Origin of the sequence: Cupriavidus sp. KK10, from assembly GCF_018223725.1 — a bacterium.
Classification (GTDB): Bacteria; Pseudomonadota; Gammaproteobacteria; order Burkholderiales; family Burkholderiaceae; genus Cupriavidus; species Cupriavidus necator.
On sequence record NZ_CP073677.1, the window covers coordinates 6,576,582 to 6,594,528 of the forward strand.

11 protein-coding genes and 1 pseudogene are annotated in these 17,947 nt (G+C 68.9%); 4 read left to right on the forward strand and 8 right to left on the reverse strand.

The annotated features are described in order from the left end of the window. Positions 1 to 94: 94 nt before the first annotated feature. Complete coding sequence (locus tag KB879_RS30705; RefSeq protein WP_211980438.1) at positions 95 to 295, forward strand: heavy-metal-associated domain-containing protein; 201 nt, start codon at positions 95 to 97, stop codon at positions 293 to 295. A 71-nt stretch (positions 296 to 366) separates the two neighbouring features. On the opposite strand, the gene KB879_RS30710 is transcribed toward KB879_RS30705, so the two are convergent. The 3 genes from KB879_RS30710 to KB879_RS30720 all read right to left on the reverse strand — a co-directional run bounded on the left by KB879_RS30710 (position 367) and on the right by KB879_RS30720 (position 4,750). Next, positions 367 to 1,089: an OmpW family protein gene (locus tag KB879_RS30710; protein WP_013958415.1), complete on the reverse strand. Its 723-nt coding sequence runs from the start codon at positions 1,087 to 1,089 to the stop codon at positions 367 to 369. A gap of 270 nt (positions 1,090 to 1,359) precedes the next feature. After that, positions 1,360 to 3,351, reverse strand: coding sequence for an alkyl/aryl-sulfatase (locus KB879_RS30715; RefSeq protein WP_211980439.1), 1,992 nt, complete (start codon positions 3,349 to 3,351; stop codon positions 1,360 to 1,362). Between the two features lie 238 nt (positions 3,352 to 3,589). Further along, entirely contained in the window at positions 3,590 to 4,750 is a 1,161-nt protein-coding gene (locus KB879_RS30720; RefSeq protein WP_211980440.1) for an RNA-guided endonuclease TnpB family protein, read from the reverse strand. Between the two features lie 54 nt (positions 4,751 to 4,804). Here KB879_RS30720 and tnpA point away from each other — a divergent pair. Together tnpA and KB879_RS30730 are read left to right on the forward strand one after the other, a co-directional pair. Then, positions 4,805 to 5,104 (forward strand): annotated as a pseudogene (gene tnpA / locus KB879_RS30725) (IS200/IS605 family transposase); the annotation flags it as partial. Positions 5,105 to 5,244: 140 nt separating this feature from the next. Next, positions 5,245 to 5,877, forward strand: a complete 633-nt coding sequence (locus KB879_RS30730; protein WP_153956031.1) for a TetR/AcrR family transcriptional regulator — start codon at positions 5,245 to 5,247, stop codon at positions 5,875 to 5,877. Here the strand turns inward: KB879_RS30730 and KB879_RS30735 are convergent, their stop codons facing one another. Together KB879_RS30735 and KB879_RS30740 are read right to left on the reverse strand one after the other, a co-directional pair. Next, complete coding sequence (locus KB879_RS30735; RefSeq protein ID WP_013958418.1) at positions 5,878 to 6,831, reverse strand: delta(1)-pyrroline-2-carboxylate reductase family protein; 954 nt, start codon at positions 6,829 to 6,831, stop codon at positions 5,878 to 5,880. Positions 6,832 to 6,890: 59 nt separating this feature from the next. Then, complete coding sequence (locus KB879_RS30740) at positions 6,891 to 7,904, reverse strand: aldo/keto reductase (protein WP_211980441.1); 1,014 nt, start codon at positions 7,902 to 7,904, stop codon at positions 6,891 to 6,893. A 100-nt stretch (positions 7,905 to 8,004) separates the two neighbouring features. Between KB879_RS30740 and KB879_RS30745 the strand changes: the two genes are divergently transcribed. After that, entirely contained in the window at positions 8,005 to 8,928 is a 924-nt protein-coding gene (locus KB879_RS30745; protein WP_041228246.1) for a LysR family transcriptional regulator, read from the forward strand. On the opposite strand, the gene pbpC is transcribed toward KB879_RS30745, so the two are convergent. From pbpC to KB879_RS30760, 3 genes are read right to left on the reverse strand one after another with little or no spacing between them, the layout of a single operon-like run. After that, positions 8,918 to 11,143 carry a penicillin-binding protein 1C gene (pbpC, locus tag KB879_RS30750; protein ID WP_249221215.1) on the reverse strand — a complete coding sequence of 742 codons (2,226 nt, stop codon included), beginning with the start codon at positions 11,141 to 11,143 and terminating at the stop codon, positions 8,918 to 8,920. The two genes, KB879_RS30745 and pbpC, sit on opposite strands and share 11 nt — an antisense overlap. Further along, positions 11,140 to 11,844 carry a lysoplasmalogenase gene (locus KB879_RS30755; protein WP_211980442.1) on the reverse strand — a complete coding sequence of 235 codons (705 nt, stop codon included), beginning with the start codon at positions 11,842 to 11,844 and terminating at the stop codon, positions 11,140 to 11,142. The genes pbpC and KB879_RS30755 overlap by 4 nt, the downstream gene beginning before the upstream one ends. Further along, positions 11,841 to 17,912: an MG2 domain-containing protein gene (locus tag KB879_RS30760; protein WP_211980443.1), complete on the reverse strand. Its 6,072-nt coding sequence runs from the start codon at positions 17,910 to 17,912 to the stop codon at positions 11,841 to 11,843. Before KB879_RS30760 ends, KB879_RS30755 begins: the two co-directional genes overlap by 4 nt. Positions 17,913 to 17,947 lie beyond the last annotated feature (35 nt).

A 17,947-nucleotide genomic window follows, 5' to 3' on the forward strand; every position in this document is an offset into this window, starting at 1 on the left:
AATTCCTCTTGCGCTTCCCACCATGGGAAGGTTCAAACTATGTCTTGTCGCGGCACCCTGCCGCCTTTTCCATCCTGTCCAGGAGAGTCCCATCATGATCCAGTTCCAGGTCGAAGGCATGTCATGCAACCACTGCGTCGGCGCCATCACGCGTGCCGTGCAGGCGATCGACCCGGCCGCGCGTGTCAGCGCGGATGTGCCCGCCCAGGCCGTGCGCGTCGAGAGCGGTGCCGACGCCGAGGCCCTGCGCGATGCCATCGAAGAGGCTGGCTATCCGGTCAAGTCGGTGGCATAAGCTGGCCACTGCAGCCGCGCCAATAAGAAAGGGCACCCCCGGGTGCCCTTTCTGCTGTCAGTGTGCCGCGCTCAGAAGCGGTAGCCCACGTTCAGGAACGTCACCACCGGATCGATCTTGATCTTGGTGTGCGACTGGATCGTCACCGGCCCCGCCTGGGTGGTGAAGGACGCGCGGGTCGACAGCGGCACGTACGATACCGACAGGCCGACAAACCAGTTGTCGTTGATGGCGTAGTTGGCGCCAATGTTGAACACCGGGTTCCACGACGCCTTGGCGCTGGCGGTCATGCGCGCACCCGGCGCGAACTCGCGGTTCACGAAGTTCTGGTTGCTGATGGTCTCGTCGGTGAACCACGTGTAGTTCACGCCGATGCCGACATAGGGACGGAACTTGGTCTTGGCATCGAAGAAGTGGTACTTGACCAGCACCGCCGGGCTCCACTGCTTGACCGAACCGAGCTTGCCATACTGCGCATAGTTGCCGGTGCCCTTGACGTCGTGCTTGGGCGGAATGCCCGCGATGATTTCGCCGGAGATGTTGTCGGTGAAGTAGTGCGAGAAGGCCAGTCCCAGCGTGTCGGCGGACTCGATCTCCGCGCCGGTGTTCGGCCGGGTCATGCCGACCGGGCGGCCGTTGATGCTGTCGACGGTCAGCGGGTCGGCGGAGCTGTTCGGCATCACGCGGAACCAGCCCAGGCTGACGATATTGCTGCCGGCCGATTGCGCGTGTGCGGCTCCGGCCAGCGCCATGACAGCGCCTGCCGCCAGCATCTTCTTATAGGTGAATTTCATAGTCCTCTTACTCCTCATTCGGTTACTGCCGTGTGCATTATCCGGCCAGCCGGCGCACGACTGTTTCACCGATGACACTGATTCGTAGAGGACGCCCCCTAAAGGGAGGGTTAACCACTAAAAAATCCCGACGGAAATGGCTCACAAGCCGTTTGCCGCAGCATCGGCGCAACGGTTTATGTTCACGCGCCGGAAGAAACCCTCGAATAAGCGAGGTTTTATGGGGCTGGCGCGCAACAGAAGCTGCCTGCCAGCCCCATCCCGATGCCGTCAGGGCGTCACAATGCTGAAGTTCGGCTCGGACTTGTCCATCAGCACCGTCCACGCCGCCAGCGCCTGCGGGTCGCCGTCCACGCGGGCGCGGCCCGCCTGAGTCTCGGTCTGCAGCGTGGTCTGGCCGGCCAGCACCCCCATCAGCACGGCGCGCGGCATGGTCAGCGTGGCCTGCGGGGACGCGTGCTGCGCGTCGGGCTTGTAGCGGAACACGCCGTTCTCCACCGTCAGCGCAAAGCGCTTGCCGGTGTCCGGCTGTACCCAGTTCAGCGCCAGCGTCTTGCCCGCAGCGCGGTCGCCGTTCAGGCTGATCGCCAGGAAATCCAGGAACATGGTGTCGGTCATGGCGCGCAGCACGTCCGGGCTGCCGGCGCGGCGGCCGGCCGGGGGCGGGCCACTGCGCAGTTCGGCGGCACCGGTCAGGTAGGCATTGCGCCAGGTCGAGGATTCGGCCTGGTAGCCGAGTTGCTCCAGCGCGTCGGCTTCCAGCTGGCGGGCAGCCTGGTTGGACGGATCGGCAAAGACCACGTGCTTGACCACCTCGGCCACCCAGCGGTATTCGCCACGCGCGTACGCCGCGCGCGCCTGCTCCAGCACGCGGGGCGCGCCGCCCATGAATTCGACGTAGCGCTTGCCAGCCTCTTCCGGCGGCAGCGGGTTCAGGTTGGCAGGGTTGGCGTCATACCAGCCGAGGTAGCGCTGGTACACCGCCTTGGCGTTGTGGCTGACGGTGCCGTAGTAGTCACGCAGATGCCATTCGGCCGCCAGCGACGGTGGCAGCTTCACGCGTTCGGCGATCTCGGCCGGCACGTAGCCCATGTTGGCCAGCCGCAGCGACTGGTCGTGGATGTACTTGTAGCCGTCGCGCTGCTTGCCCAGGTAGGTGACGATGTCCTGGCGGCCCCAGGTAGGCCAGTGGTGCTGGGCGAACAGGACCTCGGCGCGGCCGCCGAAGCGGTCGATGGTCTCGTCCAGCGCGCGCCACCACTGGTTGGCGTCGCGCACCTGGGCGCCGCGGATGGTGTACAGGTTGTGCAGGTTGTGGGTGGCGTCCTCGGCGGCGCACAGTGCCTTCCACTGCGGGAAGTACATCAGCATCTCGGCCGGGGCCTCGGTGCCCGGCGCCATCAGGAATTCGATCTGCACGCCGTCGATGGTGCGCGTGTCACCGGTCTTGTGGATCAGGTCCGTCGGCGGGATCAGCGTCACCGTGCCGTGCGCCACCCCCTTGCCCAGCCCCGCATCCACCTGCCCGGTGGCCGAGCGCGGCAGGTTGAAGCCATACATGTACTGCGCGCGGCGGCTCATGGCGTTGCCGGCGAAGACGTTCTCGCTGACAGCCTCTTCCATGAAGCCTTCCGGGGCCACCACCTTGACCCGCCCGGCCTTGACGTCGTCTTCGCTGACGACACCCTTGACCCCGCCGAAGTGGTCGCCGTGGCTGTGCGTATAGATCACCGCGACCACGGGCTTCCTGGGCCGGTGCTTGAAGTACAGGTCGAGCCCGGCGCGAGAGGTCTCCATCGCGGTCAGCGGATCGATCACGATCAGGCCGGTATCGCCCTCGATGATCGTCATGTTGGCAATATCGAAGCCACGGATCTGGTAGATCCGATCCGTCACCTGGAACAGCCCGTTGTGCATGTTCAGCTGCGCCTGGCGCCACAGGCTGGGGTTCACGGTGGCCGGCGCCCGGTCTTGCTTGAGGAAGCCGTACGGATCCAGCGCCCACACCACATTGCCTTTGGCGTCGCGGATCTCGGTGTTGTCCAGCGTGCCGATAAAACCACGGCGCGCGGCCTCGAAGTCACGCCGGTCCTGGAACGGCAGTTGCTGCAGCACGGCCGCATTGGCACGCGCGGTAGCATCGGTGGCGGGATTGCCCGCGGTGGCCGGGGCAGGTGCGGCGCCGGCGGTGCCGGCAAAGCTCATGGCGGCTGCAGCCAGCGCGGCGGCGGCGGCTGCGGCAATGGCAGTCGGGTACGACATCCTGGTCTCCTGGAAATCCTGGGCCGGATGTCCGTATCCGGCCTGCAATGCTTCTGTAATTGTGCTGAACGTTCAGTACAATACTGGAGTTTGCTGGCAGACCCCGGCCGCTTTGACATCCTCCCCGTCCTCAGCCTTCGGCTGCCGCCTTACGGCGGAAAGGACGAGGATTCCTACGGCGCTACGTGATGCTCTACGTAGTCACTTCGGTGGGTTCCTGCTTCGTAGAGCGGCTTGACTACGCCGACTCTCCACAGGCTGCAACGCGGTGCCCCCGCGCCAAAATGTTGATCGCGCCGACCACGTCGGCGTGATTCGCATAGCCGCATGCCACACAGGCGAAGCTCGCCTGGCTCTGCCGGTTCTCGGCAGATACATGCCCGCAGCAAGGGCACGTGCGACTGGTGTGTTGTGGCGGCACAGCTATTAGCCAGCCGCCATTCCACGCTAGCTTGTATTCCAGTTGACGCCCGAACTCGTACCAACCCTGATCGAGGATGGCCTTGTTCAGGCCGGACTTGGCCCTGACGTTCTTGCCCGGTTGCCCGCTTGAACCGGCCGCTGACTTGGACATGTTCCGTACCTTCAGGTCCTCGATACACACCATCGCTTGATTTTCGCTGATCGTGGTCGTGGCTTTGTGCAGGTAGTCGAGGCGGGCGTTACCGATGCGTGCGTGGATACGCTGGATTCGGGCCTTGGACTTCTTCCAGTTGTTGCTGAATTTCGTCTTGCGGCTCATCGCCCGCTGCGCACGGCGCAGTCTGGCTTCGTGCTTCCTAAAGCTGTTGAGCGGCGCGAGGAAAGTGCCATCGCTCATGGTGGCAAAGCGAGCGATGCCCATGTCGATGCCGATGGCGCTGGTGGCTTTCGGCACAGGTCGCTCGACCTTCCGCTCAGTCTGGATCGAAACAAACCACTTGCCGCCCGAAAGGCTGACGCAGGCATTGCGTACCTCACCGAGTACGTCGCGGCTGTTCCTGTATCGCAGCCAGCCCAGCTTGGGCAAAAAGATACGCGAGTTGGTCTGATCAAGCTTGATTTGCTTCTGGTCGGGATAGCGGAAACTGTCGCCCAGACCCTTCTTCTTGAAACGCGGGAAGTCGGCCCGTTTTGCGAAGAAATTTGTGTAGGCCCGCTCCAAGTCCTTGAGCGTCTGTTGAAGAGGATGGACTGGTGCATCGGCCAGCCATGCTGTTTCCGTGCTGTTGCGCCACTCCGTGAGTTGCTGACACAGACCGGCATAGCTGAGCTTCTTTTCGCCTTGATCGTAACGCTGTTTCTGCAACGCCAGCGCCTTGTTACAGACGAACCGGCACGATCCGGCATAACGGCGCATGTTGCGCTGCTGCTCGCCGTTCGGCATCAATTCGTATTTGAAGGCTTGAAGACGCTGCATGGCCCAATCATACTCTTGGCCTATGAGCGACGACCATGACATTCGGCAGAGGACCTGCGCGACATATTTACCGGCGTTTGCGCAGATTTCGAAGCTGAACTGGTGGAGTTCGATGGGGAGGACGATCACGTTCACCTTCTTGTGAACTACCCGCCAAAGGTCGCGGTGTCCGCACTGGTAAACAGCTTGAAAGGGGTATCCAGCCGTATGATCCGAAAGAAGAACTACCCGAGCATCAGCAAGAAGCTATGGGGCGGTGCGCTGTGGTCGCCGTCTTACTTCGCAGGGAACTGCGGCGGTGCGCCCATCGAGATCATCCGCCAATACATTGAGCAACAACAGACGCCGCATTAGCCGCCGAAAGGACGCCGACGGCGTCCGCGCTATCCTTCCCCGGCCTAAAGGCCGAGGCTTGCCGCGCACCTGGTCAAATAGGCATCCGGCCCGAATATTCCTGATTTGCCGCCGGCACCACCTGTCTTTCGCCCCCGCCCATGCCACCGACCCGCCCGGCCGCACAAAAGCCTCCAGCCTCCGTCACCAAGAACCGCCGCGGTCTGGAAACCCGCGAACGCGTCATTGCTGTGACGCGCGGGTTGATCAGCGCGCACGGCTACGCCGAGGTGACCCTCGACCAGATCTCCGCCGAGGCCGGCGTGGCCAAGAGCAGCCTGCTGTGGCATTTCGGCAGCAAGGAAATGCTGCTGGCGGAAGCCGCAACCAGCTTGTTCCGGGATATCGGCGAGGGGCTGGGCGCAGAGCCGCACCGGGGCAAGACCGCGGCGCGGCGGCTGGAAAACGCCTTCGACCGGGTGGCCGACTATTTCACGGCCAATCCGGAAGCCAAGGGTGTCGTGCTGGCCCTGCTGTTCTCAGGCAGCGTACCGCCCAGCGTGCGCGAGGAGATCCGCCGCAGTTGGGACGCGCATATGCAGGACCTGGTCGATGCGCTGTCCTCACCCGGGCGCCCGCTGCCCGCGCCGATGGCGCGCCTGATGGTGGCGACCATCCACGGCTGCTACTGCCACTGGTATGCCAGCGACCGCAGCGAACCGATCGCCGGCTTCCTGGCACCGGCGCGCGAGCTGTTCAGCGACTGGCTGCGCGCCAGGGACGGCGGCGAGTAATCATCCGCGGCTGGCCAGCACGCAAGCGGCCAGGTCCCACAGCGCGTAGCCCACGCTCTTGAACACCAGCGGGCTGCCAGCCCGCGCACGGATGGCATCGGCCCGCAGGATCGCGGTCTCGAACGGCTGCACGTCGGCCCAGTCGATGCCGGCCTGCAGCAGGTCGCCGGCCTCGTCCTCGATACCGAACAGGGTATCGGCCAGCAGCCGGCCGCTATCCGCGGCCACGTGGCATAGCGCCGGCGGCAGTTCGCACATGTCCGGCCGGAACGCACCGACTGCGGCAATGAAGTGATCGTCGCGCCAGAGGCCGCTGTCCAGGTCCGGCACCACCGGGCTGCGGCTGGACGTGACCGTGACCACCATCGATACACGCGGCAATACCGCCGCGGCCGACTCGGCCACCTGTGCTTCCACGCCCAGCGTGCGCGCGTGCGCAGCCAGCGCCTCGGCCTTGTCGCGCGTGCGCGAATGCAGCCACACCTTGCGCACGCCCAGCCCGGCCACGAAGGCCTCCAGGTGCGTCAATGCCTGCACCCCGGCACCGACGACCAGCAGCTCGCCGTCCGTGCGCGCGGCAAAACATTGCGCCGCCAGCAGCGACACGGCCGCGGTGCGCCGTCCCGTCACCGTGGGGCCGTCGAGCATGGCGATGCGCTGGCCGGTGTGCGCGTCGGCCACCACCACCTCGCCGAGGATATTGGGCAGCCCGCGCTGCGGGTTGCCGGGATGGACGGTGATGTTCTTGGTCATCACCAGGCTGCGGTTGCGCGCGGGCATCACCAGCAGCGTGCCTTCGCCACCTTGCGCATCGCCCACCGGCAGCGCAATGCGCGGCGGCGCCATGGCGGTGCCGTCGCGCAGCTCGGCCAGCATGTCGGCGATGGCCTGCGCCAGTTCGGGATACGGCAGGCGCGCCGCCGTGCTGGCGGCATCGAGGGGGACGAGGGACATGCTCTGGCTCCGGCAAGATGTTGCGAAGCGCCATTATTGCGCATGCCCGGCCATGCGCTTCAGCGCGCCAGCAACGCCATCACCTGTGCGGCATAGCGCGTACCCGCCGCTGCGCCGGCCGGGAATACGGCGTCGGTGCCGGCCAGGTCCTGCGCATCCAGCCGCACCGCCAGCGCACCGAGGTTGTCGTCCAGGTTGGCGATGCGGCGCGTGCCGGGAATCGGCACCACCTGCGGCCCGCGCGCCAGCACCCAGGCCAGCGCCAGCTGCGCCGGCGTGCAGCCCTTGTCCGCGGCCAGCGCGCGCACTTTGTCGACTAGCGCCAGGTTGCGCGCGAAATTCTCGCCCATGAAGCGCGGGTTGGTACGGCGGAAGTCGTCCTCGTCGAAATCCTCCGGGCTGCGGATCGCACCGGTCAGGAAGCCGCGGCCCAGCGGGCTGTATGGCACGAAGCCGATGCCCAGGCGCTCGCAGGCCGCAAGGATGCCGTCCTCGTCCGCGTCGCGGGTCCACAGCGAATACTCGCTCTGCAGCGCCGTAATCGGGTGCACCTGGTGGGCGCGTTCAAGCGTGGCGGCACTGGCTTCGGACAATCCCAGCCAGCGTACCTTGCCGGCCTTCACCAGGTCCGCCATGGCCCCCACGGTCTCTTCGACCGGCACCGCCGGATCCACGCGATGCTGGTAGTACAGGTCGATATGGTCCGTGCCCAGCCGCTTCAGGCTAGCCTCGCAGCTGGCACGCACATAGTCGGGGCGGCCATTGACACCGCGCGTGGCCGGGTTGGCCGGGTCGCGCACCAGGCCGAACTTGGTCGCCAGCACGACCTGGCCACGCCGCCCGGCGATGGCGCGGCCCACCAGTGCCTCGTTGGTGTGCGGGCCGTAGATATCGGCGGTGTCGAGCAGGTTGATGCCGCGTTCCAGCGCGTGATGGATGGTGCGGATCGACTCGGCGTCGTCATGCGCCCCATAGAAGTCGCTCATGCCCATGCAGCCGAGGCCGAGCGGATAGACGCTGGGACCGGTCTTGCCCAGCTGGCGGAATGGAGTGGAAATGGCGTTCGCGGTCATCGAGGGCTCCTGTTGGCCGGTCGGGCACCGGCGGTGCATCGGATGGAGCAAGTATGGGCACTCGACCCGCGCGGAAACAGCGTGCTACGCTGCATGTATCATGAAGCCAGACTTCACAATCGATATCGATTCCCTGCCCGCGCTGGCCGCGTTCACGCGCGTGGCGCGGCTCGGCAGCTTTACCGCCGCCGCGGCTGCGCTGGCGGTCAGCCCCTCGGCGGTCTCGCAGACCATTCGCCAGCTGGAAGCGCGCGTGGGCGTGCGGCTGCTGCAGCGGACCACCCGCAGCGTCGGCCTGACCGAAGCCGGGGCCGCGTTGCTGGCGCGCGTGGAGCCGGCGCTGGCAGAAATCGGCGCCGCCACCGACGATATCCGCCAGCAGCGCGACATGCCAGCCGGCACGCTGCGGCTGACCACCCCGACCACCGCCGGCGCGCTGGTGCTGCGGCCGCTGCTGGCCGACTTCATGCGCGCCTGCCCCGCCATCACCGTCGACGTGATCACCGACGACCGTTTCGCCGACCTGGTGGCCGAAGGCTTTGACGCGGGGCTGCGCCTGGGCGAAGCCTTGCAGCGTGACATGGTCGCGATCCCCGTCACCGGCCCGCTGCGCATGGTGGTGGCCGCCTCGCCCGATTACTTTGCCCGCCATGGCACGCCGCGCCATCCGCGCGACCTGCACGCGCATGCCGGCCTGCAGTACCGCTTTGGCCCGCACGGCAGCGTCTATCGCTGGGAGTTCGTCGAGGACGGCCGCACCGTTACCGTGGCCACGCGCCCAGCGCTAATCGCCAACGACAAGACCCTGCTGCATCAGGCGGCGCTCGACGGCATGGGGCTGATCTACGAATTCCCGGTCCATATCCAGCCGGCGCTGGACAGCGGCCGGCTGGTCACTGTGCTCGACGCCTGGCTGCCGCCGTTCGACGGCTTCTACCTGTACTACCCGGGCCGCGTGTTGATGCCGCCCAAGCTGCGCATATTCGTCGATTTCCTGAAAGCGCGCGCCGGCCTCAGCGCCTAGCCGCAGGCACAGGCGCGCGCACTGATGCGCCGCGCACTTCGATGCCGATGCGGTCCACCACCTTGCCTGACGCATCGAGCAGCTCCACCTGGTGCCGCCCCGGCCACGGCAGCCATGCCACCTCGCCGCCGCGCCCCAGCGGCTTGCCGTCCATGCGCCAGCTGACCGTGCGCGCGGTCTGGCCGGCCACGCCCTCGGCATGGAACCAGACACGCTGCGCCGCGGGCGGCATGTCGGGGTCCAGCGCAAACACGGTGCCGTCGGCAGGATTGGCGATCACGGGTGCGGTCGGGCGCGCGGCGGGTGCGCTCACGCTGACGCGCCGGATCGCGGTGCCGGCCAGAAAGACTTCATCGCGCGCTGGCTCCAGCCCGTCGTCGAAGCTCAGCGCTACGCGCTGCACGCCGGCGGGCATAGCGGGCGCCTGGCTGGCGCGCGCGCGGTGCAGCGCTTCCATGACGTCGTGCCAGACCGGCGCTGCGCCCGATACGCCCGAGACCTCGTGCATGCTGGCGCCGCTGGCATTGCCGACCCACACGCCCACGGTGTAATGCTGCGACCAGCCGATGCACCAGTTGTCGCGCATGTCCTTGCTGGTGCCGGTCTTCACCGCGGTCCAGAAGCGCGTGGTGAGCGGGCTGTCCAGGCCGAAGGTGCGCGCGCGCGCATGGCGGTCCGACAGGATGTCGGCGATCACGTAGCTCGCGCCTGGCTGCATCACCGCTGTCATCGATGCGGCCGCGGCCCCTTCCCGCAGCCGTGGCGGCGCGTAGCGCCCGCCATTGGCCAGGGCCCGGTACGCATTGGTCAGTGCCAGCAGCGACACATCGGCGCTGCCCAGCGCCAGGCTGAACCCGTAGTAGTCGCCGGCCTCGGTCAGCGGCAGCCCAAGCGCCACCAGCCGCTTGTGGAAGCGGTGCGGGGTCACCATCACCAGCGTACGCACCGCGGGCACGTTCAGCGACGCGGCCAGCGCCGCGCGCAGGCTGACCCAGCCGGCATAGCGGTGATCGTAGTTCTGCGGCACGTAGAGCCCGCCGCCGACCGGCAGGTTCACCGGCCGGTCGTCCAGCAGCGAGGCCGCCGTCAGCCGCTTCTCTTCCAGCGCCTGCTCATACAGCAAGGGCTTGAGCGTCGAGCCCGCCTGCCGCAGCGCCGCCGCGTGGTCCACCTGCGCGGCGCCTGACAGCGTGCCCGACGAGCCCACATAGGCCAGCACGTCGCCGCTGGCATTGTCGATCACCACCACCGCGCCGTCCTCGACATTGCGCCCGGCCAGTTCGCGCAGGTGCCGGTCCAGGCTGGTGGCAGCCGCGCGCTGCAGGCGGGCATCGAGCGTGGACGTAATACGCGCAGGCATGGGTACGCCCGCAGCCAGCTGCGAGCGCGCCTCGCTGACCAGGCGCCGTGCCAGGTGCGGTGCCAGTTGCGGCGACGCCGCCGACGGCGCGGCCGCCGCGGCGCGCTGCGCCACCGGCCCGGTACGCAGCAGCGCCAGTTGCGCAAAGCCTTCCAGGCCATCGCACTCGCGCGGCAGGCCCATCTCGCGCAGGATGCCGCAGGCGCGGCTTGCCACCTGAGCGGCTTTGGCATTGGGCGCACGCACCAGCGCCACCGCCAGTGCCGATTCGCGCGCGTTGAGCCCTTCCGGGTACTTGCCGAACAGCACCTGCGACATCGCCGACAGGCCCACCAGCTCGCCGCGGAACGGCACCAGGTTCAGGTAGGCCTCCAGGATCTGGTCCTTGCTCCAGCTACGCTCCAGCGCCGCCGCGCCCGCGGCCTGCCCCAGCTTCTGCGTGAAGCTGCGGCCCTGCCCCGGCACGCCCGGCCGGCGCAGGTCCTCATCGAGCAGGCCCGCCAGCTGCATGGTCAGCGTCGAGGCGCCGCGCGTGCGCGTGTTCCACAGGTTGGCCCAGGCCGCGGCCGCCACGCCGTGCCAGTCGACCCCGCTGTGGGCATAGAAGCGCCGGTCCTCCGACAGCACGATGGCGGTGCGCAGCGCGGGCGAGGTATCGGCCAGCGCGACCCAGTCGCCGCGGCGCGCGCGGAAGTCGTCGCGCACGCGCCCCACGGTGTCGCCGTGGCGGTCCAGCACCACCACGTCGGCACTGCGCCAGTCGGTACGAACCTGCTCGAAAGACGGCAGGGCCATGGCCGGTGCGGACCAGATCAACGCCGTCACCAGCACCATGCGAATACTGCGCTGCTTCATGTCTGCCTGCGTCCCGCCACGATGCCCGCCACCAGCAGCACCTGCGCCGCGGCGTAGGTCCACCAGATGCCAAGCTGGAAGGATTCGAACGGCACCAGGAAGCGCGCGATGCCGATCATCATGTCCGAGGCGGCAAAGCACAGCGCCCCCAGCGCCGCCAGCGGCGTGGGCAGGCGCGCCACCAGCGCGCTGCAGGCCATCGCCGCAAGCACGCCCACGTATATCGCCACCGGCACCGTCAGCGGGCCCATATTGGGCCAGAAGCGGCCCAGCATGGTGCCTGCCACGCCCAGCATGGCGCCGCACGCAATCAGCCGGTGCGGGCGCGTGTCGCCCGCCAGCGGCACCAGCACGCGCAGGTAGGCCAGGTGCGCCAGCAGGAAGGCGCCAAGCCCGCCCATGAACGAAAACGTCAGCGTCGGCAGCGCCAGCAGGAGGTCGCCCAGGGCTGAGAACAGCAGCGCCGTGACCAGCCAGCGGCGCTCCACAAGCGGCCGGTGGAACCACGCGGCGCGTGCCAGCAGCACCGCCATCGCGGTCTTCCATGCGGGCTGCATGGCGATATGCCCGGTCAGCGGCGCGCCGTCAGGCAGCTCGATCGCCACCTGCACCAGCAGCGCGCCGTAGATGATGCCGGCCAGCGTGCCCGCGATCCACCACTCGCGCACGCGTGCCGGCATCATCATCGACAGCCAGCTCATGGGCGCGCCCCCACTGCCAGCCGCGCATTGGGCGCCACGCCGAACACGTCGGGCGCGTACATCGCTTCCACGCGCGTGGGCGGCAGCGCGAAGTCGCCGGCGTTGTTCAGCCGCACCGTGTATTCGACCGATACCGTGCCTTTGGGCAGGTAGCCGAAGTACTCGCGGTAGGCTTGCGGCGTGCGCTCGGTGTAGGCCGGCCAGGCCGCGCCCTTGCGCTGCTCGCCGCGCGTGGCGATCTGGGAGTCACGGCCCAGGCCGCTGCCGAGGATGGTGGCGCCGGCAGGCACCGGATCGCTGACCACCACCCAGGTCATGTCGGCCTGCGCATCGATCTCCAGCTTGACTCGGTAGACATCGCCGCGCGACCACTTGCCCTTCACCGCCTGCTCCTGCGGCGTCACGGTGCGCTTGATGCGGTAGCCCGCGGCCAGCGGCGCGGTCACCGGCACCGCCGCCAGCGCCCGCACCGTGGCCCACGGATGGCCGGCGCCGGCGTGCTCCACCTGCAGCGTGCCGCCGTCGGCTCCGGTCGGCCACGGCAGGTCGATGCTGCCCTGGGCCACGCCGTCGGTGCGCTGCGCGCGCGCCCAGTCGAAACTGCGTGAGGCGTCGGCCGCATTGCTCAGGCTCGCCCGTGTGGTGCCCGCCACCGGCGTCTTCTCGAACGCCTGCGAGAAGCGCGTCACTGCCAGCATGCCCCAGGCATTGGCAGTGGTGGTGCCCCAGGCACCATGCACCTGCCGGCCCAGCAGCCCGGTGGCCAGTTGCGGCGCATCTTCCTTCCAGCCCGGCAGTTCCGACGCCAGCGCCAGCAGGCGCGCGGCATTGGTGTCGCCGCCGGCCATCATCCACCACCAGTTGTCGTTGCGCTCGGTGGAGAACGCCAGGCGCGTGCCCTGCACCGTCAGGCGCGAGCGCAGCAGCTGCTGCGCCTCGGCCAGGCGTTGCTCGCGCTGCGGGATGTCCTGCATGCGCGTGAGCAGCAAGGTCCAGTCCAGCAGCGCAGAGGTCGGCCACTGCGCCGGCAGGATCTGGATCGAGCCCAGCATGCGCGCCTGCGCATGGCCGGTGCGCGACAGGGCCTCGAGCGCGGCCAGCTTGCGCGCTTCCAGGTACTGCGTGCCGGCCACCGGCGCCCAGCTGTCGCGGCGGATGCGGCCTTCGACGAAGTCAGTCAGCCCGCGCTCCATCTGCGTGCGCTGCGCGTCGGGGATGCGCAGCGCCAGCCCGGCGCGCGCGGCCTCGTCGGTGACCGCCAGCAGGTAGGCGGTCAGCACTTCGCTGCCGAAGTCGCCGTCGGCGTTCAGCGGGAAGTACGAGGCCAGCCCGTTGGCATCGAGATAGGACGGCAGCTGCGTCATCAGCGCGTCCCACGCGGCGGTGTCGTTCAGGCCGATCGCTTTCGATGCGCGCTGCTCCAGGCAGGTGAACGGGTAGTTGCGGAACCACTCGCGCACGCCCGGCATGCCGCCCGCCAGCGACGACTCGAAGTTGACCTGCAGCCCGCCGCGCACCTTGCCCGCCGGATCCGCCAGGGCACCCGGCGGCGCCTTAATTGGCACCGACAGCGACGGCGACACCTGCGCCAGCGTGGCCTGCTGCACCGTCACCGGCACGGCCGGCACGATCTGCTGCGACACCTTGATGCGGTCGGCCGCGCCACCCGTGCCCTGCTCGCTCGCCTGCACTTCCCACGTCACCGTGCCGCTGCGCGAGTACGCCAGCAGCGCGGGCGCGGTCACGTCCCAGCCGATCTCGCGCGCTTCGCCGGCAGGGATCTGCACGGTCTGCACCGGCAGGCTGGTCTCGTTGCCGAGCAGCGTGCCGCGCGCGCTGGCCTGCACCGTCATCGCGCGCCTGGTGGTATTGCGCAGCGTGAACATGGCGCGGTAGCGGTCCTCCTCGCGCACCAGCAGCGGCAGGCCGGAAATCACCTGCAGGTCCTGCGTGGCGGCGATGGTGGCGCTGCCCGTGCCGAAGCGGCCGAGGCCGAGGTCCGCCACCGCGACGATGCGGAAGCTGGTCAGCGAATCGTTGAGCGGCACCTCGATGCTGGCGCGGCCCTCCGCGTCGAGCTGCACGCGCGGGTTCCATACCAGCAGCGTGTCGAACAGCTCGCGCGTGGGGCTCTTGCCGCCGCCGCCGCCCGCCGGCACCGCCTTGCGCCCGTAGTGGCGGCGCCCGATGATTTCCATCTGCGCGGTCGACGTCTCCACGCCGTAGCCGCGCCGCTGCAGCATCGCATCGAGCAGGTCCCAGCTGGTGTTGGGCATCAGTTCCAGCAGCGCCTGGTCCACCGCGGCCAGCGCCACTTCGCCGTTGGCGGCAGGCTTGCCGTCTGGCAGCTTCACCTGGATCGCCACGCGCGCCTTGCCGCGCACCGGATAGCTGGCCTTGTCCGGCGTCACGGTAACGTCGAGCCGGTGGCCCGCATTGCCGACGCGGATCTCCGCCAGCCCCAGCCGGAAGGCCGGCTTGGACAGGTCTACCAGCGCGGTCGGCGCGGCGTATTCGCGGCCCTCGCTGCGGAACGCGCGCCACCACTCGCCCGGCTGGCGCCAGCCCCAGGTGAAGAACGAATACCAGGGCACCTCATGCAGGCGCCCACGCAAGGCCAGCACCGACACGTAGACGTTGGGCCCCCACTCCGGCTTCACCTGCACGCGCACGGTGGGATCGCTGCCGTGCAACTCGACCACCTGCGTCTGGTAGATGCCCTCGCGCTCCACCGCCACCAGCGCGGTGGCGTGGCGGAACGGCATGCGCACCTGGAACACCGCGGTCTCGCCCGGCGCGTAGGACTTCTTCTCCGGCAGCAGGTCGATGCGGTCATGGTTCTCGCCGCCGAACCAGAGCTCGCCCTGGCGCGTGACCCAGACCGTCGAGGCCGCTTGCGCGGTGCGCCCGTCCTTGTCGCGCGCGCTCGCCACCAGTTCGATCTGGCCGGCCTGCTCCAGCGCCACGTCGCAGCGCGCACGGCCCTGCGCATCGGTGCGGGTCTCGCACACGGTGCCGAGGTCGCGCGTCTCGGAGCGGTTGTCATAGCGGTAGAAGCCGCCCACCACGCGCTTGCGCGCCGAGGTGGTGATGCGTGCCCGCGCGTTGATCTTGACCGGCGCATCCGCCACCGGCTTGCCGTTGACGTCCAGCACCACGCCGTGCACGGCCAGCTTCTGCTTGACCGAGACCCAGCCATCGGTGCGGATGCCGGCCACCACCGCCGCCGGCCACACCGGCACGGTCTGGCGCAGGGTCTGGATCTCGCCGTTGGGGTCGGCAAAGCCGGCTTCGAGCAGCAGGTCGCGCGGGGCTTCGGTCTTGGGCAGCTTGCGCAGCGTGACAGTGCCGTTGCCGTTCTTGTCGAGCGTCACCGGCAGCTTGTCGGCGACCAGCTTCTGGCCGTCGGCACTGGCATCGCTCTGCTCGCCCTCATCCATCTCCTCGTCGCCGCTGGCGCTTTCGCGCTGGGCGCGCGGCGGGTTGAACGAGAACTCGTCATAGCCGGGGAAGCTGACGTATTTGTCGCGCAACAGCGCGGACACGCGCACGGGCAGCCCGGCCGCGCCGCCGCCGGAGAGGTAGTGGATCTCCACGCCGACCGGCAGTTCGGCGGGCGCGACCACGGGCCCCGCCTTGCCTGCCACCTGCAGCGTGCCGGCCAGCACCGGCAAGCGGAATGCCTCGACCCGGAAACTGCCGCTGGTGTAGCTGCGCGCGCCGCCATTGTCCTGCGCGCCTTCGCCCTTCTGCGTTTGCAGCTCCACGCTGTAGACCCCGAGCTTGGCCGCCGGCGGCACCTGGAAGGTGCTCTCCGCGCTGCGCCCGCCGGTCGCGGTCTGGCGCCATTGCAGCGGCAGCTCGTAGGTCTGGCCGCTGCCTTCATGGCGGATCACCACGCGCGTGGGCAGCGGGCGGCTGGCCGGCGGCAGGGCAAAACCCTGCGCGGTCTCGGCACGGATCAGGTGCTTCATCGACACGGTCTCGCCGGCGCGCAGCAGCGTGCGGTCGAAGATGGTGTGGGCGCGCACCGTGGGTGCGGTGCTGGTGTCGGTCGGCACATTGAAGCGCCAGCTCTCGATGCCGCGGTTCCAGTCCGACATCACGAAGGCCATGTCGGACTTGCCGCGTGCCTGCGGGTGGCCGACGCCGATGCGGGCAGAGACGAAATAGCCCGACAGCCCGTTCTGGTCGCAGGCGCCTTCGGGCGCGGCCGCCAGACTGGCAAAGCGCACCACGCCGCTGGCGTCGGTACGGCCTTCGCCCAGCAGGCGGCCGCTGCAGTCGCGCACCGCCACGGCGGCATCGGCAACCGGCTTGCCGTCGTCCAGCGCGGTGACCCAGGCCAGCCCGCTGCGGCTGCCATCGTCTTCATTGCCGGCACTGCGGCCCAGCTTGAAATGCACGCCCAGGTTGGTAACCAGCGCCGCGGTGCGCACGTACATCGGCGCGCGCTTGCCCAGCAGCGACTCACCCAGCATCGGCGAGGCGATCTCCACCACATGGAAGCCCGGTTCCGGCAGCGGGATGCCCACCACCTCGAACGGCCGCGGCGCATCGCCCGAAGGCTTGGGCACGGCCAGCTTCTGCACGCCGGGGGCGCGCTCGAGCAGAGACACCGAACGCGTCTCGATCGACACCGCATTGCGCGGGTTGTTGACGCGATACGGCGAGCGGCCCGCCAGCACGGCGTCGAGCTCGGGCCGGGTATAGCTGGCCTCATGCATGCGGCGCACCAGGCCAAACCATTGCATCACGGCCGTGTCGTCGTCCACGCGCAGCTTCATCACGGTGCCGGCCCCGGCCTGCACGCCGCGCACGGCGAGGTCAGCCTCGACGTTGCGCAGCGTCACCGGCAGCAGCGGCGGGTAGTCGGCCGGCGCCTTGCCGCGCGGCAGCTCGCCGAAGCGTTCCACCACGCCAAACGGCGCCGCGGCAAACTTGGCCAGCGGCGGCATCGATGCGGTGGCCACCTTGAGCGGGAACAGGTCGGCATTGGCCAGCGAGCGGCCGCTGTCGTCCTTCAGGTTGCGCGGCACTTCGATGGTGAACTGGGCCTTCTCCGCAAACGGCGCGGCAAAGGTCAGCGCGCTGACGCTGGCGTCCGGCGCCAGGTTGGGATCAAACTGCGGCGCGCGCGGGCCGGACGGCGTCTTCAGCACCACGCTCTCGGCCAGCTTGCGCGGCACCGGCGAGGAGAAGCTGACCGACATCGGCCGCAGCGGCGTGCACGGCGACTGCGCGTGTTCACGCTCACAGCTGAAGCTGGCGGTGAAGGGGTCGCGCACGGTGTAGTCAAAGCGGCGCTCATCGCGCGTGGCCACGCCGGAGGGGGTGGCAATGCCCGCTCCCAGCACCAGCTGCACCCGCGCCGCGGCCGGCAGCCGCTGCTGGCAGGCAAGCAGGTGCACGGCATCTGGCGCCTGCTTGGCGATGCGTTCCCAGTGGATGGCGTCGAGCACGGCATCGCGCTCCTTGTCAGCGAGCAGGCGCACCGGGATGCGCTCGCCCAGCCCCTGCGCCTGGCACCAGGCGTGTTCGCGCACTGAGGCCGCGGTGGCGGCGCCGTTGAAGCGCAGCGCAAAGACCTGGTCTTCCTCGATCTCGCCGCCCGCAGGCCGGCTGGAGACGACCGTCGGGCCGCCGGTCTCGAACCGGTACTCCGGGCGGCCGGCATAGGCGGTGCCGGCCACGCTGCGCAGGCCGGTACGCATGCGCACGGTGCAGCGCACGCCCGGCGGCAGGTCGCTGGCAAAGTCGTAGACCCAGTTCTTCGCATCGATCCAGCGGGCCTGCCCGCCGGTGCCGGCACCAGTGCAGGAAACCGCCGCGGGCGCGGTGGCCTGGACGTCGCCCATCGGCACCATGGCCTCGTCGAAGCGGATCGCCACCTGCCTGACCTGCCCGACCGTGCCTTCGGGGGAGAAGCGGGTCACCTGCGCGGCCTGCGCGCCGCCGGCGGCCAGGATTCCAAGCGTGGCCACCAGGGCCAGGACTGCGCGCCACTCATGCGATTGCATTGGCAACCTGCCAAGACCCCGATCGGCTCGGGCGACGATTCCCTTCATCCTGCCATCCTCCGTTCCCGCCACGTTTGCGGCAC